General features: G+C 65.7%; 11 protein-coding genes. 5 read left to right on the forward strand and 6 right to left on the reverse strand.

The window, feature by feature from the left end:
* Positions 1-16: 16 nt before the first annotated feature.
* Both rpoN and R2834_05845 read left to right on the forward strand, forming a co-directional pair.
* On the forward strand, positions 17-1,519 hold the full coding sequence (gene rpoN, locus R2834_05840; GenBank protein ID MEZ4699830.1) for an RNA polymerase factor sigma-54: 1,503 nt from the start codon (positions 17-19) through the stop codon (positions 1,517-1,519).
* A gap of 302 nt (positions 1,520-1,821) precedes the next feature.
* Complete coding sequence (locus R2834_05845; GenBank protein ID MEZ4699831.1) at positions 1,822-1,980, forward strand: hypothetical protein; 159 nt, start codon at positions 1,822-1,824, stop codon at positions 1,978-1,980.
* Between the two features lie 121 nt (positions 1,981-2,101).
* Here the strand turns inward: R2834_05845 and R2834_05850 are convergent, their stop codons facing one another.
* Genes R2834_05850 through R2834_05860 form a run of 3 tightly spaced genes read right to left on the reverse strand, consistent with a single transcriptional unit; the run spans position 2,102 to position 8,445 of the window.
* Positions 2,102-5,488, reverse strand: a complete 3,387-nt coding sequence (locus R2834_05850) for a HEAT repeat domain-containing protein (protein ID MEZ4699832.1) — start codon at positions 5,486-5,488, stop codon at positions 2,102-2,104.
* Positions 5,489-5,515: 27 nt separating this feature from the next.
* The gene (locus R2834_05855; GenBank protein ID MEZ4699833.1) at positions 5,516-6,409 is read right to left on the reverse strand and encodes a hypothetical protein; all 894 of its coding nucleotides are present in this window, start codon (positions 6,407-6,409) and stop codon (positions 5,516-5,518) included.
* Between the two features lie 38 nt (positions 6,410-6,447).
* Complete coding sequence (locus R2834_05860) at positions 6,448-8,445, reverse strand: M1 family metallopeptidase (GenBank protein ID MEZ4699834.1); 1,998 nt, start codon at positions 8,443-8,445, stop codon at positions 6,448-6,450.
* 116 nt (positions 8,446-8,561) lie between these two features.
* On the opposite strand from R2834_05860, the gene R2834_05865 reads away from it, so the two are divergent.
* Positions 8,562-9,455 (forward strand): hydroxymethylglutaryl-CoA lyase, encoded by an 894-nt coding sequence (locus tag R2834_05865; GenBank protein ID MEZ4699835.1) that lies wholly within the window; start codon positions 8,562-8,564, stop codon positions 9,453-9,455.
* 10 nt (positions 9,456-9,465) lie between these two features.
* Here R2834_05865 and gcvP read toward each other — a convergent pair whose 3' ends face one another.
* Both gcvP and rnc read right to left on the reverse strand, forming a co-directional pair.
* A complete protein-coding gene (gcvP, locus tag R2834_05870) occupies positions 9,466-12,339 on the reverse strand; it encodes an aminomethyl-transferring glycine dehydrogenase (protein MEZ4699836.1) in 2,874 nt (957 codons plus the stop codon).
* Between the two features lie 192 nt (positions 12,340-12,531).
* Positions 12,532-13,359, reverse strand: a complete 828-nt coding sequence (gene rnc, locus R2834_05875; GenBank protein ID MEZ4699837.1) for a ribonuclease III — start codon at positions 13,357-13,359, stop codon at positions 12,532-12,534.
* Between the two features lie 113 nt (positions 13,360-13,472).
* Here rnc and R2834_05880 point away from each other — a divergent pair, with 113 nt between their 5' ends.
* Both R2834_05880 and R2834_05885 read left to right on the forward strand, forming a co-directional pair.
* Positions 13,473-14,837 carry an NAD-dependent succinate-semialdehyde dehydrogenase gene (locus tag R2834_05880; GenBank protein ID MEZ4699838.1) on the forward strand — a complete coding sequence of 455 codons (1,365 nt, stop codon included), beginning with the start codon at positions 13,473-13,475 and terminating at the stop codon, positions 14,835-14,837.
* Between the two features lie 115 nt (positions 14,838-14,952).
* Positions 14,953-16,266: an NAD(P)/FAD-dependent oxidoreductase gene (locus R2834_05885; protein MEZ4699839.1), complete on the forward strand. Its 1,314-nt coding sequence runs from the start codon at positions 14,953-14,955 to the stop codon at positions 16,264-16,266.
* A gap of 84 nt (positions 16,267-16,350) precedes the next feature.
* On the opposite strand, the gene R2834_05890 is transcribed toward R2834_05885, so the two are convergent.
* Positions 16,351-18,027, reverse strand: a complete 1,677-nt coding sequence (locus R2834_05890; GenBank protein ID MEZ4699840.1) for a S8 family serine peptidase — start codon at positions 18,025-18,027, stop codon at positions 16,351-16,353.
* Between the last annotated feature and the right edge of the window lie 150 nt (positions 18,028-18,177).

The following is an 18,177-nucleotide window of genomic DNA, read 5'->3' on the forward strand; positions in this document are numbered from 1 at the left end:
ATTTTGAGAGATCACGATGCTAAACCTTCATCAAAAACAATCGCTTCAGCAGAAGCTGTCGCCGCAGCAAATCCAGTACATCAAGCTGCTGCAACTGCCGACGCTCGCGCTGGAGCAGCGGATCAAGGCCGAGCTTGAATCCAATCCGCTCCTTGAGGAAGGCGACGAGGACGAAACCAAGGAAGAAGCCGAAGCGCAGGAAGAGCCGGCCGAGGACACCCTCGACCAGGTGGAGCTGCAGAAAGACGACCAGATCAATAAAGAAGACGACTACGACTGGGATGAATTCCTGAACAGCGCCGAGGATCTCTACGGATACAAGGCCCAGGTGGATCACAGCGAAGAGGAGGACGACCGCGAATTCCCGTTGCCGGCCCGTGTGTCGATGGCTGAACACCTCATGGATCAGCTTCCCTTCCTCAACCTCAACGAGACCGAACTCCTGATCGCCGAACAGATCATCGGCTCGATCGACGAGGACGGCTACCTCCGCCGGCCGCTGGAATCGATCATCGACGACATCATGTTCAACCAGGGACTGATGTTGTCCGACGAAGACGTCGAGCATGTCCTCGAGCGTATCCAGCGTCTTGACCCCGTCGGGATCGCCGCGCGCGATCTGAAGGAATGCCTGCTCGTCCAGCTCGACAACCTGCCCGACGATCTGCGCGGACGCGACGTGGCCATCGCCATGCTCGAGAAGGCGTACAAAGCCTTTACGATGAAGCATTTCGACGCGATCATGAAGCGTCTCGATGCGTCCTCCGAAGAACTCAAGGAAGCGTTCGATCTGATCCAGCGCCTCAATCCGAAACCGGGCGAGGGCGAATTCACGGCGGCGCAGAACTACATCACGCCGGACTTTTCCGTGGTCTTCGTCGAAGGCGAGTTCTACATCAACCTGAACAGCGGCAATACGCCCGAACTGCGGATCTCCCGGCAGTACCGGCAGATGCTGCATCAGATTTCCGCCGAAAAGAAGAATCCCGAACGCAAAAACGGGAGCGCTTTCGATACGGATACCAAGCAGTTTCTGCGCGGCAAACTGGAGTCGGCCCGCTGGTTCATCAATTCGATCAATCAGCGCCGGCAGACGATGATGAAGGTCATGCGCGCCATCGTCGAGATCCAGGAGGACTTCTTCAAGTTCGGCGAAGGGTATCTGCGGCCGATGATCCTCAAGGACGTCGCCGAACGGATCAACATGGACATTTCCACGGTGAGCCGCGTCGTCAACGGCAAATACGTCCAGACCGAGTTCGGGGTCTACGAGCTGAAATACTTCTTCTCGGAAGGCCTCACGACCGACAGCGGCGAGGAGATCTCCAACAAGGAGGTCAAGGCGATCATCGAGACGATCATCGGGGGTGAAGAGAAGCGCAAGCCGCTATCGGATCAGAAAATTGCCCAGATGCTCGAAGAGAAAGGGTTTCAGATCGCGCGCCGCACGGTCACGAAATACCGCGAACAGCTCGGCATTCCGGTCGCCCGGCTGCGCAAAGAGATTGTCCTCACCTGAGGACATCGCCGGCCTTTCCGTACCGCACATCCCGAACGCGAGCCGCCCGACGCACGGCGGTCGCGCCAGCAAATCGCTATTTTTTTCTGTGGTCCCGGGTTTATCCGGCGCTCGTCGCGAAAGTTGGCCCGTAGTTTGTATAAGAATTTGCTAAACAGTGATTTCGTTGACCCCCTGAATATGTTTGAGGCTCGCATATGACCACGCACCCGAGGCTCCCCGCAACACGCGCTCATTCGGCGCTTCCCAGATTGTTCGCACTGTACGTTTCCGGTAAAATCGCGGAAACGTCCTGGGAAGACATGATGCATGCCATCGACGAAGGGGCGGAAACGCAGGAAGAGCGCGAAGGGCTGGCGAAATATTTCGCGGATGCCTTCTTCGAGACGGGCGCGGAAACGATGAAAGTGCCCGCTGTCGACGAAATCCAGGATTTGCTCGGCGTCATGCGCGCCAATTAACGATAGATTTTTCCCAGGAAACGAGATCCGGCGGCATTCGTGGCTGGTGCTTCCGGATCTTCCTGATAAAAAGACCGCGTCCCGTAAGACGCGGTCTTTTTTTATTCGTCCGGCTCCGGGGTCAGCGCAGCGTCGCGAGGTAGGCGACGACGTCCCGCACTTCACGCCGGCTTAAAATGAGACCCATCGGCGGCATGGCGCTCGCCCCGGTCTCGCGCTGACGGATGGACGCCACGGGCACCTCATGCTCCTCGCCTTCCGCATCGACGAGGCGGACCGTCTGCGCGTCCTCGCTTCGGACGGTGCCGCGAACGACGTCGCCGTTTTCGAGCGTGAGCGATACGAGGCCGAAGCCGGGCGCGATACGGGCGTTCGGGGCGACAACCGACTCAAGAAGCGCCTCGCGCGGCAGCCGCTGGGCGACGTGCGAGAGATCCGGCCCCACATCGCCGCCGCGCCCGTCGATGGCGTGGCAGCGCATGCACTGCGCCGCCTCGTGCCGGAAAACGACCCGCCGGCCCGCTTCGGCATCGCCGCCGAGCAGCGCGTCCCCGAACCGGACCACGGGTTCAGCCTGTTCGAGCGCGGCCCGGTAGGCGGCAACGCGGGCCGTGAGTTCGTCGGTCTGCTGGGCTTCGGCGGCTTCCAGCAGATCGAGCTGGAGTTCGGGGCGCCAGTCGCCGGCCTCGAGCCGGGTCAGCAAGCGGAGCAACACGTCCCGCGCGTGGTCGGTCTTGACCAGTCCGAGGGCGCGAAGCGCGGCCTGTTGTTCGGGAATCGGGGCGCGATCGAGGACGGCGTAGAGCATTTCGGCGACGCTGGCGCCCGGCAGGGACGCTCCCGGGATGAGGCCGAGCGCCGTCATGCGGACGGCCTCGGCGCGGTCGGCCAGGGCCTGCTGGATCGCGTCCGCCAGCTGCTCGTCGCCCATGACGTTGAGCGCGTTCAGCGCGGCGATCCGGAGCTCGGGCGCGGCGGCTCCGCGCAGCAGCGCCCGGAGGGCCGGCAGCGTGGATTCCTCGTTGAGCCGGCCGGCCGCCTCGGCGGCGGCGACGGCCACGGGGGTTGAGGCGCCCCGCAGGAGCGGGGTGGCGATGCCGGCGAACGCCTCGCGCGCCGGCGCCCCGTCGCGCGGCACCGGGCCGCGGTACCGGCCGTCGACGCGATCGACCACCGAGGGATTCGGCCACGTCGACAGGGCGGCGAGCGCCTCCACGCGCATGGCTTCGGGTGCATCCGTTCGGGCGGCGTACGCGGCCAGGCGGCGCGTGCCGTCGGTCGTGCCGAGACGGGCATTGGCGCTGATGACGCGACGGACGAGCGGCTCGCCGGAGAGACGCGGCGTATCGAGCAGCGCCGCGAGCGCCGGCAGGGCGGCTTCGATCCCGCCGTCGTCGTTGATGGCCCGGGCGGCCTCCGTGACGATGTACGGGTCCGTGTCGCGCAGGAAGGCGGCGACGCCGGCGTCGCGCATGCGGCGGAGCGTGACCACCGCGGCGATGCGCAGGGCGCGCGAGCCATGGCCGGCCAGGGCAGCCACCGGCGCCGCGTCGCCGATGCGCGCGAGGGCCAGCGTGCCGGCGTGCCGGAGGTACACATCTTCGTCGTCGTTCGCTTCGAGCAGGGCGATGAGCGGCTGAATGGCCGGCTTGTAGGCCATGCGTCCGAGCGCTTCGGCGGCATAAAAACGCGCGCGCGGCGCCTCGTCCGTCAGCTGGCGTACGAGCTGTTCGGCGGCACCGTCGAGCCGAAGGTCGCCAATTGTCTTGGCCGCCTGTGCCCGGATTTCGGCGTCCGGGTCGTTCAGGAGGTCGGGGTAGAGCGCGTTGCCATAGGCCGGGTTCGCGCGGGCCATCTGCCCGATTCCCCAGATGCCGTGGATGCGCGCCAGGCGCTCGCCGGCAGTCGTGGCGGCGTCGCGCAGGACGTCGAAGCCGCGATCGCCGCGCCGCGCCAGCTCGAACTGGGCTTCCTGGCGGACGCGCATGTCGGCATGGCCGAGCAGCGCGCCGAGCCGGCTGTCTTCCAGGTCCTCGAAGCCGGCCTGCAGCAGCTGCTGCGTTTCGCCGCGCAACGGATTGCGGGCGCCGGGGGCGACATCGATCTTCCAGATGCGGCCGGCATTTTTTGTGCCCCAGCCGTCGAGCCAGTCGGCCGCATACAGTGCGCCGTCGGGCGCGATGTCAAGCCCGGTCGTCAGGATGCCGCGGGCGAACTCGGTGTCCTCGGCCAGCTCGAACGAGGCGCCTCTGGGCGCAAGCCGGAAGGCGAAGATGCGGGACCGGGCCGGCGAGCCGGTAAACTCCGCCACGAAGAAGCGATCGCGCCAGGCGTCGCCGAGGCCGGTGCCGGGGTTGTAGACCATGCCGGCCGGACCGCTGTGGTAGGCGGCCACGGGCGGCAGGATGTAGGCGGCCTGTCCGTCGAACCGGGGTTTATAGAGGCCTTCGTCCATCCACACCTTGTAGGTGTTGTTGTCGGGATCCACGTACTTCCCGTACTGCCAGTTGGCGCGCCAGCCGCTGTCCGAGCCTTCCACCAGATGCACGAGCCGCTCGTGCTCCCCGGGATGATCGCCGTCGTTATCGACGCTGATGAGGTTGCCGTAGGCGTCGAAGACGAATTCGTGCGTGTTGCGCACGCCGGCGGCGAACACCTCGAAGCCGCTCCCGTCGGGCTCCGAACGGAGGATGGCCCCCTGGTTCGGGTAGGCCCATACCTTGCCTTCCTGATCCGTCACGTTGAACCCGATGTCGCCGACCGACCAGTAGATGCGCCCATCGGGGCCGGCGATCAGGCCCGACATGCCGTGGCCGCCGAAACCGATGTGGACGTTGTATCCGTGGCTGATGGAGACCATCTTGTCGGCCTGGCCGTCGCCCGACGTATCCGTGAGCCGCCACATATCCGGGCCCACGCCGACATAAACGTCGTCGCGGAACGGCAGCACGGCGCCGGCGACATCCGTGATCTCGGTATGAAAATCCTCCACATAACGCTGGGAACGGTCCGCCACCCCGTCTCCATTCGTGTCCTCGATGCGGTAGACCTCTTCCTTTTCCACGGTCAGGTCTCGCCAGTCGTGCAAGCCATCCCCGTTCAGGTCGTCGAGCCAGGTGTTCTCGCTGCTGCGTTCCGGCGCGAACTGCTCGTGGAGGAAGGCGCGCCGGTCTTCCGGTGTCTGCCAGCTGATCGAGGGCAGCATCCAGTGGCGGTACCCCCGGATGTCGAATTCCGAATGCTTCTGGCGATTGGTTCGGGTGATGTAGGCGCGCCCCTCGTTGTCGAAGGCGAGGGCGATCGGATCCGCCAGCAGACTCTCGGAGGCCCAGAGGGACAGCGACAGGCCGGCGGCAAGCTGTACGCTGGCGGTGCGGGCGATCGAGTCGGCCTGGGCCGCGGCGCGCGCCGGCGCGAGTTCGGTGACATGGACGGGAACGGGCGGCTCCGACGAGCACGCCGCGACGAGGAGCGCCGTGACGAAGACGCTCGGGCGTACGGTGCGCATGCGAGGTTGTGTGGCTTGGGGATGGGTTCAGGCGATGGCCGGCCTCACGTCGTGCGGGGCGACCGGTGACGGATGCGACATCCAGACGTGCTCGAAGAGGGCGACCTCGCTGCCGGTCCACGCCACGGTGATGGCGGCGCGGACGAGCATGACGAGTTGCTGGATGAAAAAGGCGACCCAGATGCCGGCGAGGGTCGTCGCGCCCCGCGCGCCGATGAGGGTGGGCACGATCAACACGGCGAGGGCGACGAAAAACCAGAACAGGTACAGAAAGCTCGCGCTGCCATGCCGGAAGGGCCAGCCGATGCCGGTCGCGAAGGCGGACAGGATGCGTTCGTGCCGCACGATCATCGCGAGGCGGCCGTAGCGCTCGAAGAGGTCGATCATCGCGAGCACCGTGATCAGGGCGGCCGGCAGGATGACGAGCATCGACCAGAACGTCCCGATCTCTCCCTCCCATAACGAGGCCAGCCCGGTCGCTCCGACAAACACGCTCCCGATGGCCAGGACGCGCACCGGCAACCAGATCATGGCGAGGGCCAGCCCGCGCATCATGTAATGCCCGACGCCCCGCCAGAACGACCACGCGCCCCCCTGGTGATGCGCATAGATCAGGCCCACGCCCTCGACGACGCGCCAGAGGAGGTACAGCGGCACGATCCACAGCAGGTGCCGCACGATGCCGACCAGCCGGCCTCCGCCGGTCGCCATGGCCTCCTGCCAGATCAGCGTGTCGAAATCGAGAAGTTTCTGGTCGCCGAAACCGCTGACGCCGATGGTATCCACGAGCAGCCGGTATAAAAGCGAGGAGAGCAGCAGGGCGCCGCTCAGGTTGACGGCGTAGACGAGCAGGGTGAGTGCCGGGCGACGGCGCGCGGCCGCCACGCCTTCGCCGATGCTCGCTATGACATGATTCGACATGATGCGCGTTCGATTGCGGGGTGCAGGGTGGGTCCGGATTAAAAGAGGCCGCCGAGGAGGTAGAACAGCTGCTGAAGCCAGACAGTGGCGTTAAACTGCTGCCGGCGCGCGTACGCGGTCTCCGGCGTCACGAGACGCCGGTTGTTGAGCCGGTTCACGTCGAGCCAGACGATAAAATCCGGGTCGATGAATACCTCGGCGATGGGCGCGGCGCGCTGATAGCTGAGCGTCCGTGTCGCGTCCTGGCCATCCCAGGCCACGGTTTCCGACGTGCCGTCGGCGAAGCGGACGAGCACCTGCTGGGGGAAAACGCCGTCGCCGGCGCGGCGCAGCGTGGCGGTGCTGGTAAATCCGCCCTCGCCGGTTTCAGAGGGGGTGTTGACGATGTCGTCGACCGCGTAGTCGACCACGGCGGTCCCGTAGACATACGGCTGGAAGAACCAGTCCAGCGACTGCCCGGAGACGCGCTCAGCCACCTCGATGAAGTCGCGCGTCGTCGGGTGCCGGAAACGCCATTCCTGGTAGTAGGTCTGGAGGATCCGCTGCATCGTATCCCAGCCGAGATAGCGCTCGAGGGTGGCGAGCACGACCGCCGGCTTGCTGTAGGATGCCTTCGCATAATCCGCGTTCGCCATTTCCCAGGTTTTGGCGAACATGGGCCCCCGCTCCGGATTGTTCTTGAGGTAACCGAGCCGCTGCACTTCGCCGTCGCTCAGGGCGAGTCCGGGCAGATCGAGCACCGATCCTTTTCCATAGACTTCGTCGAGGATGCGCATTTCGATGTACGAATTCATCCCCTCATCCATCCACGACTCCTCGAATTCGTTGCTGGCCAGCATCCCGTAGAAGTACTGGTGGCCGAACTCGTGGATGGTGACCAGTTCGAGCATGCGCGCCCATTCGGGCAGCATATACGTGGTGCCGCAGGTGATCAGGGTGGGGTATTCCATCCCGTTGCTGCCCCCGATGCCGTCGACCAATGTGAGGGTTTCGTAGGGGTATTCGCCGATCCACGCGTCGTACTGCTCGAGCGCGACCTTGGCGGCGTTGAAGTGCCGCTCGACCTGCCCGCGGTGTTCGGGCTGCAGCATCAGCTTCAGCGAGACGTGGCGCCACTGGTCGGTGAACTCGAGGAAGTCGCCGCTGGCGGTCCAGGCAAAGTCGTGCACGTCGTCCGCGCGGTAGGTGACCTGCTTCTGGCCGTTGAGCGTGACTTCGCCGACCTGTTTGCCGGACGCCGCGATCAGGTAGTGCGCCGGCGCCGTGATCGAGACCTCGTACGTGCCGAAGTCGGCGTAGAACTCGCTGTTGGCGTGGAACTGGTGCGTATTCCATGCCCCGCGCGGGGCGTCGGCCGGCACGTACCGCTGGCCGGGCACCTCGTAGACGCCGAGCTTGGGAAACCACTGGCCGACCAGGAAGAAGAGGCTGTCGTTCGCCTTGCGCTCCCATCCCGTTCGCGCAAAAATCTGCGGCATCCGCGAGGTGAAGTCGACGTCGAGCGTGATCGACCCTCCGGGCGCCACCGGTTCGGGCAGGGGGACGGAAATGACGGTTTTGTCGTCCGTGTTGTCATCGTCGGGATGGATGAACCGGATCCGGTCGGTGAGGTCGACCGCATCGGCGGCGGCGCCGAGCGGGCCGGCATCGCCGGGAGTGTCGTGGACGATCTGCATGTGCTGGATGTCGATCCCGCCCCAGCGGTCCTCGCCTTCCGCCGTGAATCCGCGATGCCGGCCGCCGCTTTCGCGCATGAAGGTGCTGGTGGAATCCCGGAATGCGTTCAGGTACAGGTGGAACTGGAGTTCGTCCACCGGAACGGTATCGGGATTATGCCACGTGATGCGCTGCCGGCCGTCGAGCGTTCGGGTATCGGGGTCGAGCGTGACTTCCATCTCGTAGGCGACACGCCGATCGCTGAGCGGCGTGTCGGACGTGGTCTGCGCCAGGGCGGTAGCGACCCCAAGAACGCCGTAGAGAAAGACGAAGGTCAGGCACCGAGCAAGGCGTGACCGGCTGTCTTGAACCTTAACCATGGGACTTGCGTTGGGTGAGAAGCTTGCGCTGCAAACGACGGTGTGGGAGACGAAGCATCGAGCGTCTATGTTACGCCGCCTGCGAGCCACATGCAACGAAACCGCGAGGGTCTCGCATGATCGAACTTCCTGCCCGCGTCGTCCTTACCGAGGTCGGAATGCGCGATGGATTCCAGTTCGAAAAAACCCCCATTTCAACCGAGCGGAAGCTGGAGGTGCTCCGGGGGCTGCTCGCCGCCGGCGTGTCGCGCATCCAGGTCACGTCCTTCGTGCACCCGAAGTGGGTGCCGCAGATGGCCGACGCCGAAGCGCTCTGCGCGCAGCTTCCCGCGGGCGACGCGGTGTTTACGGGGCTGGCGCTGAACACGCGCGGCGTCGCGCGCGCCGCGGCGGCCGGACTGACGCACGTGGACCTTTCGATATCGACCAACGACCGGCACAGCCGCGACAATGCCAACCTGTCGCGCGAGGAAGCCATGGTCCAGGCCGAGGCGATGATCCGGCTATCGACGGAGCTGGGTCTGCAGGCCCAGATGGGGTTCCAGTGCGTGTTCGGCTATGCCGCGCCCGGCGACACGCCGCTCAAACGCGTCGTCGACATGGCGCGGCGGTATGCGCCCATGGGGATCGCGTCGCTCTCGCTCGCGGACACGACCGGGATGGCGAATCCGGTGCACATCCAGCGGGTCATCGAGGCCGTCCGCCCCGTGCTCGGGGCGGTCCCGATCGTGTTGCATCTGCATGACACGCGGGGGCTGGGGATGGCGAACGTGCTGGCGGCCCTGCAGGCCGGCGTGACGCACTTCGACACGTCCCTCGGCGGGCTGGGAGGATGCCCGTTCATCCCGGGCGCCACCGGCAACATCGCGACGGAGGATACCGTCTATCTCCTGGAATCGATGGGCATCGAAACCGGGATCGACCGCCGCCGGGTCGGCGCCGTCACCCGCGATCTTGAAGCCTTCCTCGGGCGGTCGCTGCCGGGCAAGATGCACCGGATCGACGCGTAACCCGCGGGGCTCAGGCTTCCTGGTAGGACTCCAGCGGCGGGCAGGCGCAGACGAGGTTTCGGTCGCCGTACGCGTCGTCGAGCCGGCGGACGCTGGGCCAGAACTTCGAGGCGCGGAGCCAGGACGCCGGGAAGGCCGCCTTTTCGCGTCCGTAGGGCATCGTCCACGTGTCGGCCGTCAGCATGGCGGCCGTGTGCGGAGCCTGCTTGAGCACGTTCAGGGTCGGATCCGCCATACCCCGTTCGATTTCCTGGATCTCGGCGCGGATCGACGTCATCGCCTCGACGAACCGGTCCAGTTCGGCCTTCGACTCGCTTTCCGTCGGCTCGATCATCATGGTGCCCACGACCGGCCAGGAGACGGTGGGGGCGTGGTAGCTGTAGTCCATCAAGCGTTTCGCCACATCCTGCTCGATCACGCCGGCCTTGCGGAACGGCCTGAGGTCGAGGATGAACTCGTGGGCGACGTATCCCTGCCGGCCCTTGTACAGGATGTTGAAATGGCCTTCCAGGCGTTTCGCGAGGTAGTTGGCGTTCAGGATGGCGAGCTGGGTGGCGCTTTTGAGCCCCTCCGGCCCCATCATCGCGATATAGGCCCACGAGATGAGGAGGATGCTGGCGCTGCCGTAGGGCGCGGCGGAAACCGGACCCGTCGCCTGCTCGCCGCCCGTCGCCACGATCGGATGGCCCGGCAGGAAGGGGGCCAGGTGCCGCGCGACGCAGATGGGGCCCATGCCCGGGCCGCCGCCGCCGTGCGGGATGCTGAACGTCTTGTGGAGATTGAGATGGCACACGTCCGCCCCGAAATCACCCGGCCGGCACAGGCCCACCTGGGCGTTCATGTTCGCCCCGTCCAGATACACCTGTCCGCCATGGGCATGGACGGTTTCGCAGATCTCGCGGATCGATTCGTCGAAGACGCCGTGGGTGGACGGGTACGTGACCATGATCGCGGCGAGCCGGTCGGCGTGCGCCGCGGCTTTCTCGCGCAGGTCCGCCATGTTGATGTCGCCGCTTTCTTCGCTCTTGACGATGACCACCTGCATGCCGGCCATGACGGCGCTGGCCGGGTTGGTGCCGTGGGCCGACTCCGGCACGAGGCAGACGTTGCGATGGGTGTCGCCCCGGCTCAGGTGGTAGGCGCGGATGACGAGGAGCCCGGTGTATTCGCCGGCCGCCCCCGAGTTCGGCTGGAGCGAGACGGCGTCGAAGCCCGTGATCTCGGCGAGCCAATCGCTGAGTTCGTCGAGGATGATCTGGTAGCCGGCGGTCTGCGAGGCCGGCGCAAACGGATGCAGCTTGTTGAATCCCGGGAACGACACCGGCATCAGTTCCGCCGCCGCGTTCAGCTTCATCGTGCAGGAGCCCAGCGGGATCATGCTCGTGGTCAGCGAGAGGTCGCGCGAAGAGAGCCGGTGGATGTACCGCATCAGCTCCGTTTCCGAGTGGTACTGGTGGAAGACGGGATGGGTGAGGTAGGCGCTGGTCCGCGCGAAGGGGCCGAAATCCGCCGGCGTCGTTTCTTCGGCGAGTTCGTCGGCGAAGAGTTCACCGCTCGCCTCGCGGTCGAAGAGCGCCAGGAGCGTATCGAGATCGTCGGACGAGACGGTCTCGTCCAGCGCGATGCCCACGGCGCCGTCGTCGTAAGCGCGCAGGTTGATGCAGTTCGCCTCGGCGGCGCCGAGGACGGATTCCTGCTCGTCTGGAGAAAGTTCGACGCACAGGGTGTCGAAGTACAGATCGTGGCGCAGCGTGTAGCCGAGCCGCTCCAGGCCATGGGCCAGCACCCGGGCCGCGCCATGCACACGCGCGGCGATCGCGCGGAGACCGCTCGGGCCGTGGTAGACGGCATACATGCCGGCCATGACGGCCAGCAGCACCTGCGCCGTGCAGATGTTCGAGGTCGCCTTGTCGCGGCGGATGTGCTGTTCGCGGGTCTGGAGGGCCATGCGGAGGGCCGGCTGGCCGTCGGCATCCACCGACAGGCCGATGATGCGGCCCGGCACCTGGCGCTTGAAGGCGTCGCGCGTGGCGAAGAACGCCGCGTGCGGACCGCCGAAGCCGAGCGGCACGCCGAAGCGCTGGCTGTTGCCGACGGCGGCGTCGGCGCCGAATTCGCCCGGCGCCTTGAGGAGGGTCAGGCTCAGCAGGTCGGTCGCGACGACGACGAGGGCGCCGGTGTCGTGGGCGGCCGTGCAGAAGTCGGTGTAGTCGTAGATCGCGCCGTCCGTCGCGGGATACTGCACGAGGGCGCCGAAGACGGTCTCGTCGAACGCGAAGGCGCGATGGTCGCCGACGACTACGTCGATCCCGAGCGGCTCCGCGCGCATGCGCACGACGGCGATGGTCTGGGGATGGCAGGCTTCCGAGACGAAGAACCGGGTGCGTTCCGCGCCCTTGCCGAGCCGCTGGAACATCATCATGGCTTCCGCGGCCGCGGTGCCCTCATCCAGCAGGGAGGCGTTGGCGATCTCGAGCCCCGTCAGGTCGATCACCATCGTCTGGTAATTGAGAAGCGCTTCCAGACGCCCCTGGGCGATCTCGGCCTGGTAGGGGGTGTACTGGGTATACCACGAGGGGTTTTCGAAGACATTCCGGAGGATGGCCGGCGGGGTCACCGTGTCGTAGTAGCCGAGGCCGATGAAGGAGCGGTAGATCTCGTTGGTAGCGGCGATTTCCCGGGCACGCTCGAGCAGGGCATGTTCGCTGAGCGCCGGCGGGAGCGCGAGTGCGTCGTTGAAGCGGATGGAGGCCGGTACCGTGCGGTCGGTCAGGGCATCGAGGGACGGCGCGCCGACGGCGGCGAGCATGTCCTTGATTTCGGTCGGGGAAGATCCATTGTGACGGCGGTCGAACGAATCGGTAAACGAGAGATCTATGGACATAGGAGCGCGGACGAGACGAATGCTGGGTGCTGTCGCGGAACGCGGGGAGCCGTTCCGTCAGAGGAATGCAGGTTCGGGGACAGCCAGGCGGCGCGATCCCTGACGTCGCGGCCTGGATGGGGCTGCAAAGGCGCATCGGAGCGGGAAGTTTCTCAGGGCCCGAATCCGTTGCGCGTATTCATAAAATAACCCTCAATCGCCCTTTTCTCGAAGCCGTTTGAGGGCTTCGCGTGCGGCGCGTTGTTCAGCGAGTTTTTTGCTGCCGGCCTGGCCGCGGCCGCACGCGTTGTTCTGCAGGACGGCCTCGACGGTGAAGGTGCGGGCATGGCTGGGCCCTTCCTCGGAGACGACGCGATAGGTGGGCTGCGACCAGCCGCGGGCCTGGGCGAATTCGAGCAGGAGGCTTTTGTAGTTGTCGTGCTGCTGGGCGAGTTCGCTGAGGTCGACGCTGGCGAACATCGTGCGGTGGATGAACTTCCGGGCGGCGGGGAGCCCGAGGTCGAGGTAAATGGCCCCGATCAACGCCTCGAACGCATCCGCCAGGATCGTGCGGTTCTGGCGTCCCTGCTCCTGGATCATGTTCTTGGACATGAGGATGAAGCGGCCCAGATCGATCTGCTCGGCGCATTCCGCCAGGGCCTTGCCGTTCACCAGCTTGGCGCGCAGCCGGGTGAGGAACCCCTCGTCCTTGGTCGGGAAGATCTGGTAGAGGTGTTCGGCGGTGATGAAGCCCAGCACGGCATCGCCCAGGAACTCGAGCCGCTCGTTTGAACGCAATGCCGTATTGGTCTCGCCTCGGAGAAGCGAGCGGTGGCGCATGGCGCGTTCATACAGGCTCATGTCGCGGATGCGAAATCCGATCAGTTGTTCGATATCCTGACGAGCGAGGGGGGAAGGGCGCTTTTCTCGTCTGAAATATCCTCCAAACAGACCTCGAATGAGCCTCTGCAAAAGCGGAGTCGATGTCTTCGACGCGGTGGAATGCAAATTCGCGTACCCTTGGTCGTTACACGGGCACAAAGATAAGCGAAATCATAAAAAAAGACGCCCCCTCTCGCCGGCCCTCATGATTTGGCGGCGAGTCCTTTGTATTTTCACAGGCCTTGTCTGCGTCGATACGCTTCGAACGTCTCATGCCTTTCATTTCTTCAAATCCCGCAACCGGCGAGACGCTGGCCACGGTGCCTCCCCACGACGCCGAGGCGATCGAAGGCGTGCTCGTACGCGCCACGGCGACGTACGCGATCCATCAGTACGACTCGTTCTCCACCCGCGCCGCGCTCTTTAACGACCTGGCGGACCTGCTCGAGCAGCGGCTCGAATCGCTCGCGGCGCTCATCACCCTGGAAGTCGGGAAGCCGGTGCGACAGGCGCGGGGCGAGGTGCTGAAGTGCGCCGCGGCCTGCCGGTTTTACGCGAAGCACGCGGCGTCCTTTCTGGCGAACGAATCGGTGGCCACCGAGGCCCGCACCTCGTATGTGGCGTTCGACCCGCTCGGCCCGATCCTGGCCATCATGCCCTGGAATTTTCCCTTCTGGCAGGTTTTCCGGTTCGCCGCGCCGGCGCTGATGGCTGGCAATGTCGCCATCCTCAAGCACGCGCCCAATGTGCCGCAGTGCGCCGCGACCATCGCGGAGCTGTTTCGGGAGGCGGGCTTCCCCGCCGGCTTTATGCAGAATCTGTACGTCGAGCACGACGCCGTCGCCTCCCTCATCGCCGACGCCCGGATCCTGGCGGTGACGCTGACGGGCAGCGGCCGCGCCGGCCGCGCCGTGGCCGAGGAAGCCGGCCGCGCCCTGAAAAAGGTCGTGCTCGAACTCGGGGGATCCGACGCCTTTATCGTCCTGGCCGATGCGGATCTCGACGCGGCCGTCGATACCGCCATCGCCAGCCGGATGCAGAATAACGGACAGAGCTGCATTGCCGCCAAGCGCTTCATCCTCGAGCAGCCCATCGCCGACGCCTTCATGGAGGCCTTCGTCGCGCGGGTCCGCGCGCTCCAGGTGGGCGATCCGCGCGACGAGGCGACGGACATCGGCCCCATGGCGCGCCCGGATCTGCGCGACGCCCTGCACGACCAGGTGCGGCGGACGCTGGATGAGGGCGGCCGGCTCGTCGCCGGCGGGCACGCCATCGACGGACCGGGCTATTATTATGCGCCGACCGTCATCGCCGACGTCGAGCCGGGGATGACGGCGTTCGAAGAAGAGCTGTTCGGTCCTGTCGCGGCGGTCAGTGTGGTTCAGGATGCCGACGAGGCGATCTATTTCGCGAACCAGTCGCGCTTCGGACTGGGCGGGACCCTTTTTACGCGGGATCGGGCGCGAGGCGAGACCCTGGCGCGTCAGCTCCAGGCCGGCAGCGCGTTCGTCAACGCGATGGTGCGCAGCGACTCCCGCCTGCCCTTCGGCGGGGTCAAGGAAAGCGGCATCGGGCGCGAACTTTCCCACTTCGGCATGCGGGAATTCGTGAACATCAAATCGGTCTGGGTGGAATAGGCCCGGACGTTGTCCGGGGCGGTTGCAGGTCGCATGTTTCAGGTTGCAGGTTGGTTGGGGGGCAGAACCCACCAGCACCTGGAACATTGAACCCTAAACCTGGAACCCTATTTCTATGACCCAGACAGACACAGCGAAACCCCGCGTCGTCATCGTGGGCGCCGGCTTCGGCGGGCTCACGCTGGCCCGCGCGCTGCGCAAGGCGCCCGTCGACATCCTGCTCATCGATAAACAGAACTACCACACGTTCCAGCCGCTGTTGTATCAGGTGGCCACGGCCGGACTCGAAGCCGAGGAAATCGCCCACACCGTCCGCGGCATCTTCCATCATCAGCGGAATTTTTCGTTTCGGATGGATACGGTCGCCGGATTCGATCTGCCCGGCCGGCGCGTCATGTTCGCCGACGGGGCCGAGATCGGCTACGATTTTCTGGTGCTGGCGACCGGCGCCGTCACGAACTATTTCGGGGTGGAGGGGGCCGAAGCCCACGGATTTGCCCTCAAGAGTCTGCCCGAGGCCATCCGGCTGCGTTCCCACATCATCGCCTCGTTCGAGCGCGCGAGCGAACATCCGGAGCTGATTGACGACGGCGCCCTGTCGATGGTCGTCGTCGGGGGCGGACCTACCGGTGTCGAGATGGCCGGCGCGCTGCATGAGCTGGCGTGCAAGGTGCTCGTGCGCGACTTCCCGAACCTGGCCACGCGGCACGTCGCGATTCATTTGGTCGAGGCCTCGGATCGGCTGCTCGGGCCGTTCCATCCGGAGTCCCAGGCGCACGCGCTCAAGGCGTTGCGTAAACGCGGGGTCGAGGTGGTCCTCGGTCGCCACGTGGTGCGGGTCAGCCCGACGCGTGTCGAACTCAACGACGGATCGGTTTTACAGGCGCACACGCTGGTGTGGGCCGCCGGCGTGCAGGCCAATCCCCTGGCCGCCGCGCTGGGTGTCGAAACGGTGCGGGGCGGCCGGGTCGCGGTCGCGCCAGACCTGAGTCTGCCGGACCATCCGCAGGTATTCGCCATCGGGGACATCGCGGCCAGCCAGGATGAACACGGCGAGCTCCACCCGCAGCTGGCGCCCGTCGCGATGCAGGGGGCGCAACACGTCGCGCGGACGATCGCGGGCCGGCTGGCGGGCAAACCGGGCAAACCGTTTGTCTATGTGGATCGGGGCATCATGGCGACGATCGGGCGCAACGCCGCGGTTGCCGAGTTGCGCGGGGGGATCCGCACCCGCGGTTTCATCGCCTGGGTGATGTGGCTGGTGCTGCATCTGATGCAGCTCGTCGGCTTCCGGAACAAGCTCCAGGTGCTGATCAACTGGGCCTGGAACTACGTCACCTACGACCGAAGCGCGCGGCTCATTCTTCCTGTAGGGCGCGAGCCGGATTCTGCGACGGTGGAGCGGGACGAGGAGATGGCGATGCGGTGAGTGGGTTCAAGGTTTGAGGTTCAAGGTTCAAGGAGCGTGAATGCCACCTTGAACCTTGAACCCTAAACCTTGAACGGCAGTGCCTTATTTCATCAACAGCATCTGCCGGATTTGCTGGAAGCTGCCGGCTTCGATCTTGTAGAAATAGGCGCCGCTGGGCAGGTTGTCCGCCCGGAACTGCACCTCGTGCCGGCCGGCGGGCAGGCTGCCGTCGACGAGCACAGCCACTTCGCGGCCCAGCAGGTCGTAGACGGCCAGCCGCGTGTTGGCCTGTTCAGGCAGCCCGAAAACGATCGCGGTCGTCGGGTTGAACGGGTTCGGATAGTTCTGGTCGAGCGCGAACTCGGTCGGCAGGTCGGCCGCGACGCGTTCCATCGCCGGCGTATCGAGCGTCAGCTCGTCAAACGACCCCGTCGCTCCGTTGATGGCGTCGACGCGGCCCCATCCGAAGAAGGTATCGTTGCCCGGGTTGTCGCCGAGCTTGTCGGCGCGGTTCTTCAGGAGGTTGCGCAGGCCATCGGGGCCGACGCCGGGGTTCTGGCTCTTGAGCAGCGCCGCCACGCCGGCGGCATGCGGAGCCGCCATGCTGGTGCCACCGGCCCAGCCCCAGCCGTCGGCAATGGTGCTGAAGACGAGGTCGAACACCCAGCACGGACGTTCGAGGCCGCCCACGAGGCAGTTTTCATTGCCCGGGTAGAGCGCGTCGCCCCCGGGGCCGGCGAAGTCGATGCTCTTCTTGCCGTAGTTGGTGTAGCTGGTCGGGATGTCGAGGTTGGTCGACGGGTCGAGCGCCCAGCCGATCGGCGTCGCGGCCGAGATCGACAGGATGTCTTTGGCGTCGGATGGCAGGTGGATGTAGCCCGCGTCGAGGTTGGTGGCTTCGTTGCCGGCCGATGCGATCACGAGCGTGCCGTGGGCGCGCGCGTAGGCGGAGGCCACTTCCACGGCGGCCCGCAGCTCTTTCTGTACGCCGTCGGCCTGGCCGGCTTTCGGAATGAGCGAGCCAAGGCTCATGTTGATGATGTCGGCGCCCTGGTCCGTGGCATAGACGATGCCGGCGATGACGCCGTCGAACGAGCCGCTGCCAGAGAATTCGGAGAGGACCTTGACGGCGATGAGTTTCGCCTCGGGCGCCACGCCGATGGTGCCGTAGCCGTTGTCGGCGGCGAGGACGGTGCCGGCGACGTGGGTGCCGTGGTTGAAGTAGAACCCGGGCTGGATGCAGACGTCTTCACCCGGCACGAACGACGCGCTCTTGGCGAGCATGAGGTTGGGCACGATATCCGGGTGGTCGCAGTCGATCCCGCTGTCGAGCACGGCGACGGTCACGCCCTTGCCCCGTGCGCCCTTGTTCCAGGCGAGGGTGGCGTCGACGGCGTCGTGGCCCCACTGGAGGTCGAAGTAGAAGTCGTCGTCGCCGCTGGCAGGCGGCGTGCCGAAGTCCTCGATCATGACGTTCTCACGGCCGATCGGATCGATCCAGCGCGCGGTCGGGTTGTCGGTGAGGAATTCGATGCTGGCGTCGCCGCTGAGGTCGGCCGCAAAGTGCGGATTGGACGTCTGCACGGCGACCATGCCGATTCGGGAGATATCGCGCGTGATCGTACCGCCGGCGGCGGCGATGCGTGAAACGGCGGCATCCATTTGTCCGTCGCGTGCGCGAACGAGGTATCGATCCTGCGCTGCCGCGTCGGTGCCCGCTGCGGCCCACGCCACGCTCGCTGCGAGCAACGCCTGGCTGAACACTGATTTCGCTTTCATGTGGTGATGCATATGTGTTGGAGAAAAGCGGGGGCTCTGCCGACGGGGGCAGGCGGCGCGACGTGGAACGGACTCGGAAACGCGCCACCGATGGCAGCTATACATAACAAAAAATTGCCACTGGCAACAGCGTAGTTATGGCACCATTCT

This window comes from Rhodothermales bacterium, assembly GCA_041391505.1.
Taxonomy (GTDB): Bacteria; Bacteroidota; Rhodothermia; order Rhodothermales; family JAHQVL01; genus JAWKNW01.

Bases quoted from the DNA above. Each gene is read 5' to 3' on its own strand.
- rpoN (MEZ4699830.1), top strand. From the start codon at position 17: ATGCTAAACCTTCATCAAAAACAATCGCTTCAGCAGAAGCTGTCGCCG.
- R2834_05845 (MEZ4699831.1), top strand. From the start codon at position 1,822: ATGATGCATGCCATCGACGAAGGGGCGGAAACGCAGGAAGAGCGCGAA.
- R2834_05850 (MEZ4699832.1), bottom strand. From the start codon at position 5,488: ATGCGCACCGTACGCCCGAGCGTCTTCGTCACGGCGCTCCTCGTCGCG.
- R2834_05855 (MEZ4699833.1), bottom strand. From the start codon at position 6,409: ATGTCGAATCATGTCATAGCGAGCATCGGCGAAGGCGTGGCGGCCGCG.
- R2834_05860 (MEZ4699834.1), bottom strand. From the start codon at position 8,445: ATGGTTAAGGTTCAAGACAGCCGGTCACGCCTTGCTCGGTGCCTGACC.
- R2834_05865 (MEZ4699835.1), top strand. From the start codon at position 8,562: ATGATCGAACTTCCTGCCCGCGTCGTCCTTACCGAGGTCGGAATGCGC.
- gcvP (MEZ4699836.1), bottom strand. From the start codon at position 12,339: ATGTCCATAGATCTCTCGTTTACCGATTCGTTCGACCGCCGTCACAAT.
- R2834_05880 (MEZ4699838.1), top strand. From the start codon at position 13,473: ATGCCTTTCATTTCTTCAAATCCCGCAACCGGCGAGACGCTGGCCACG.
- R2834_05885 (MEZ4699839.1), top strand. From the start codon at position 14,953: ATGACCCAGACAGACACAGCGAAACCCCGCGTCGTCATCGTGGGCGCC.
- R2834_05890 (MEZ4699840.1), bottom strand. From the start codon at position 18,027: ATGAAAGCGAAATCAGTGTTCAGCCAGGCGTTGCTCGCAGCGAGCGTG.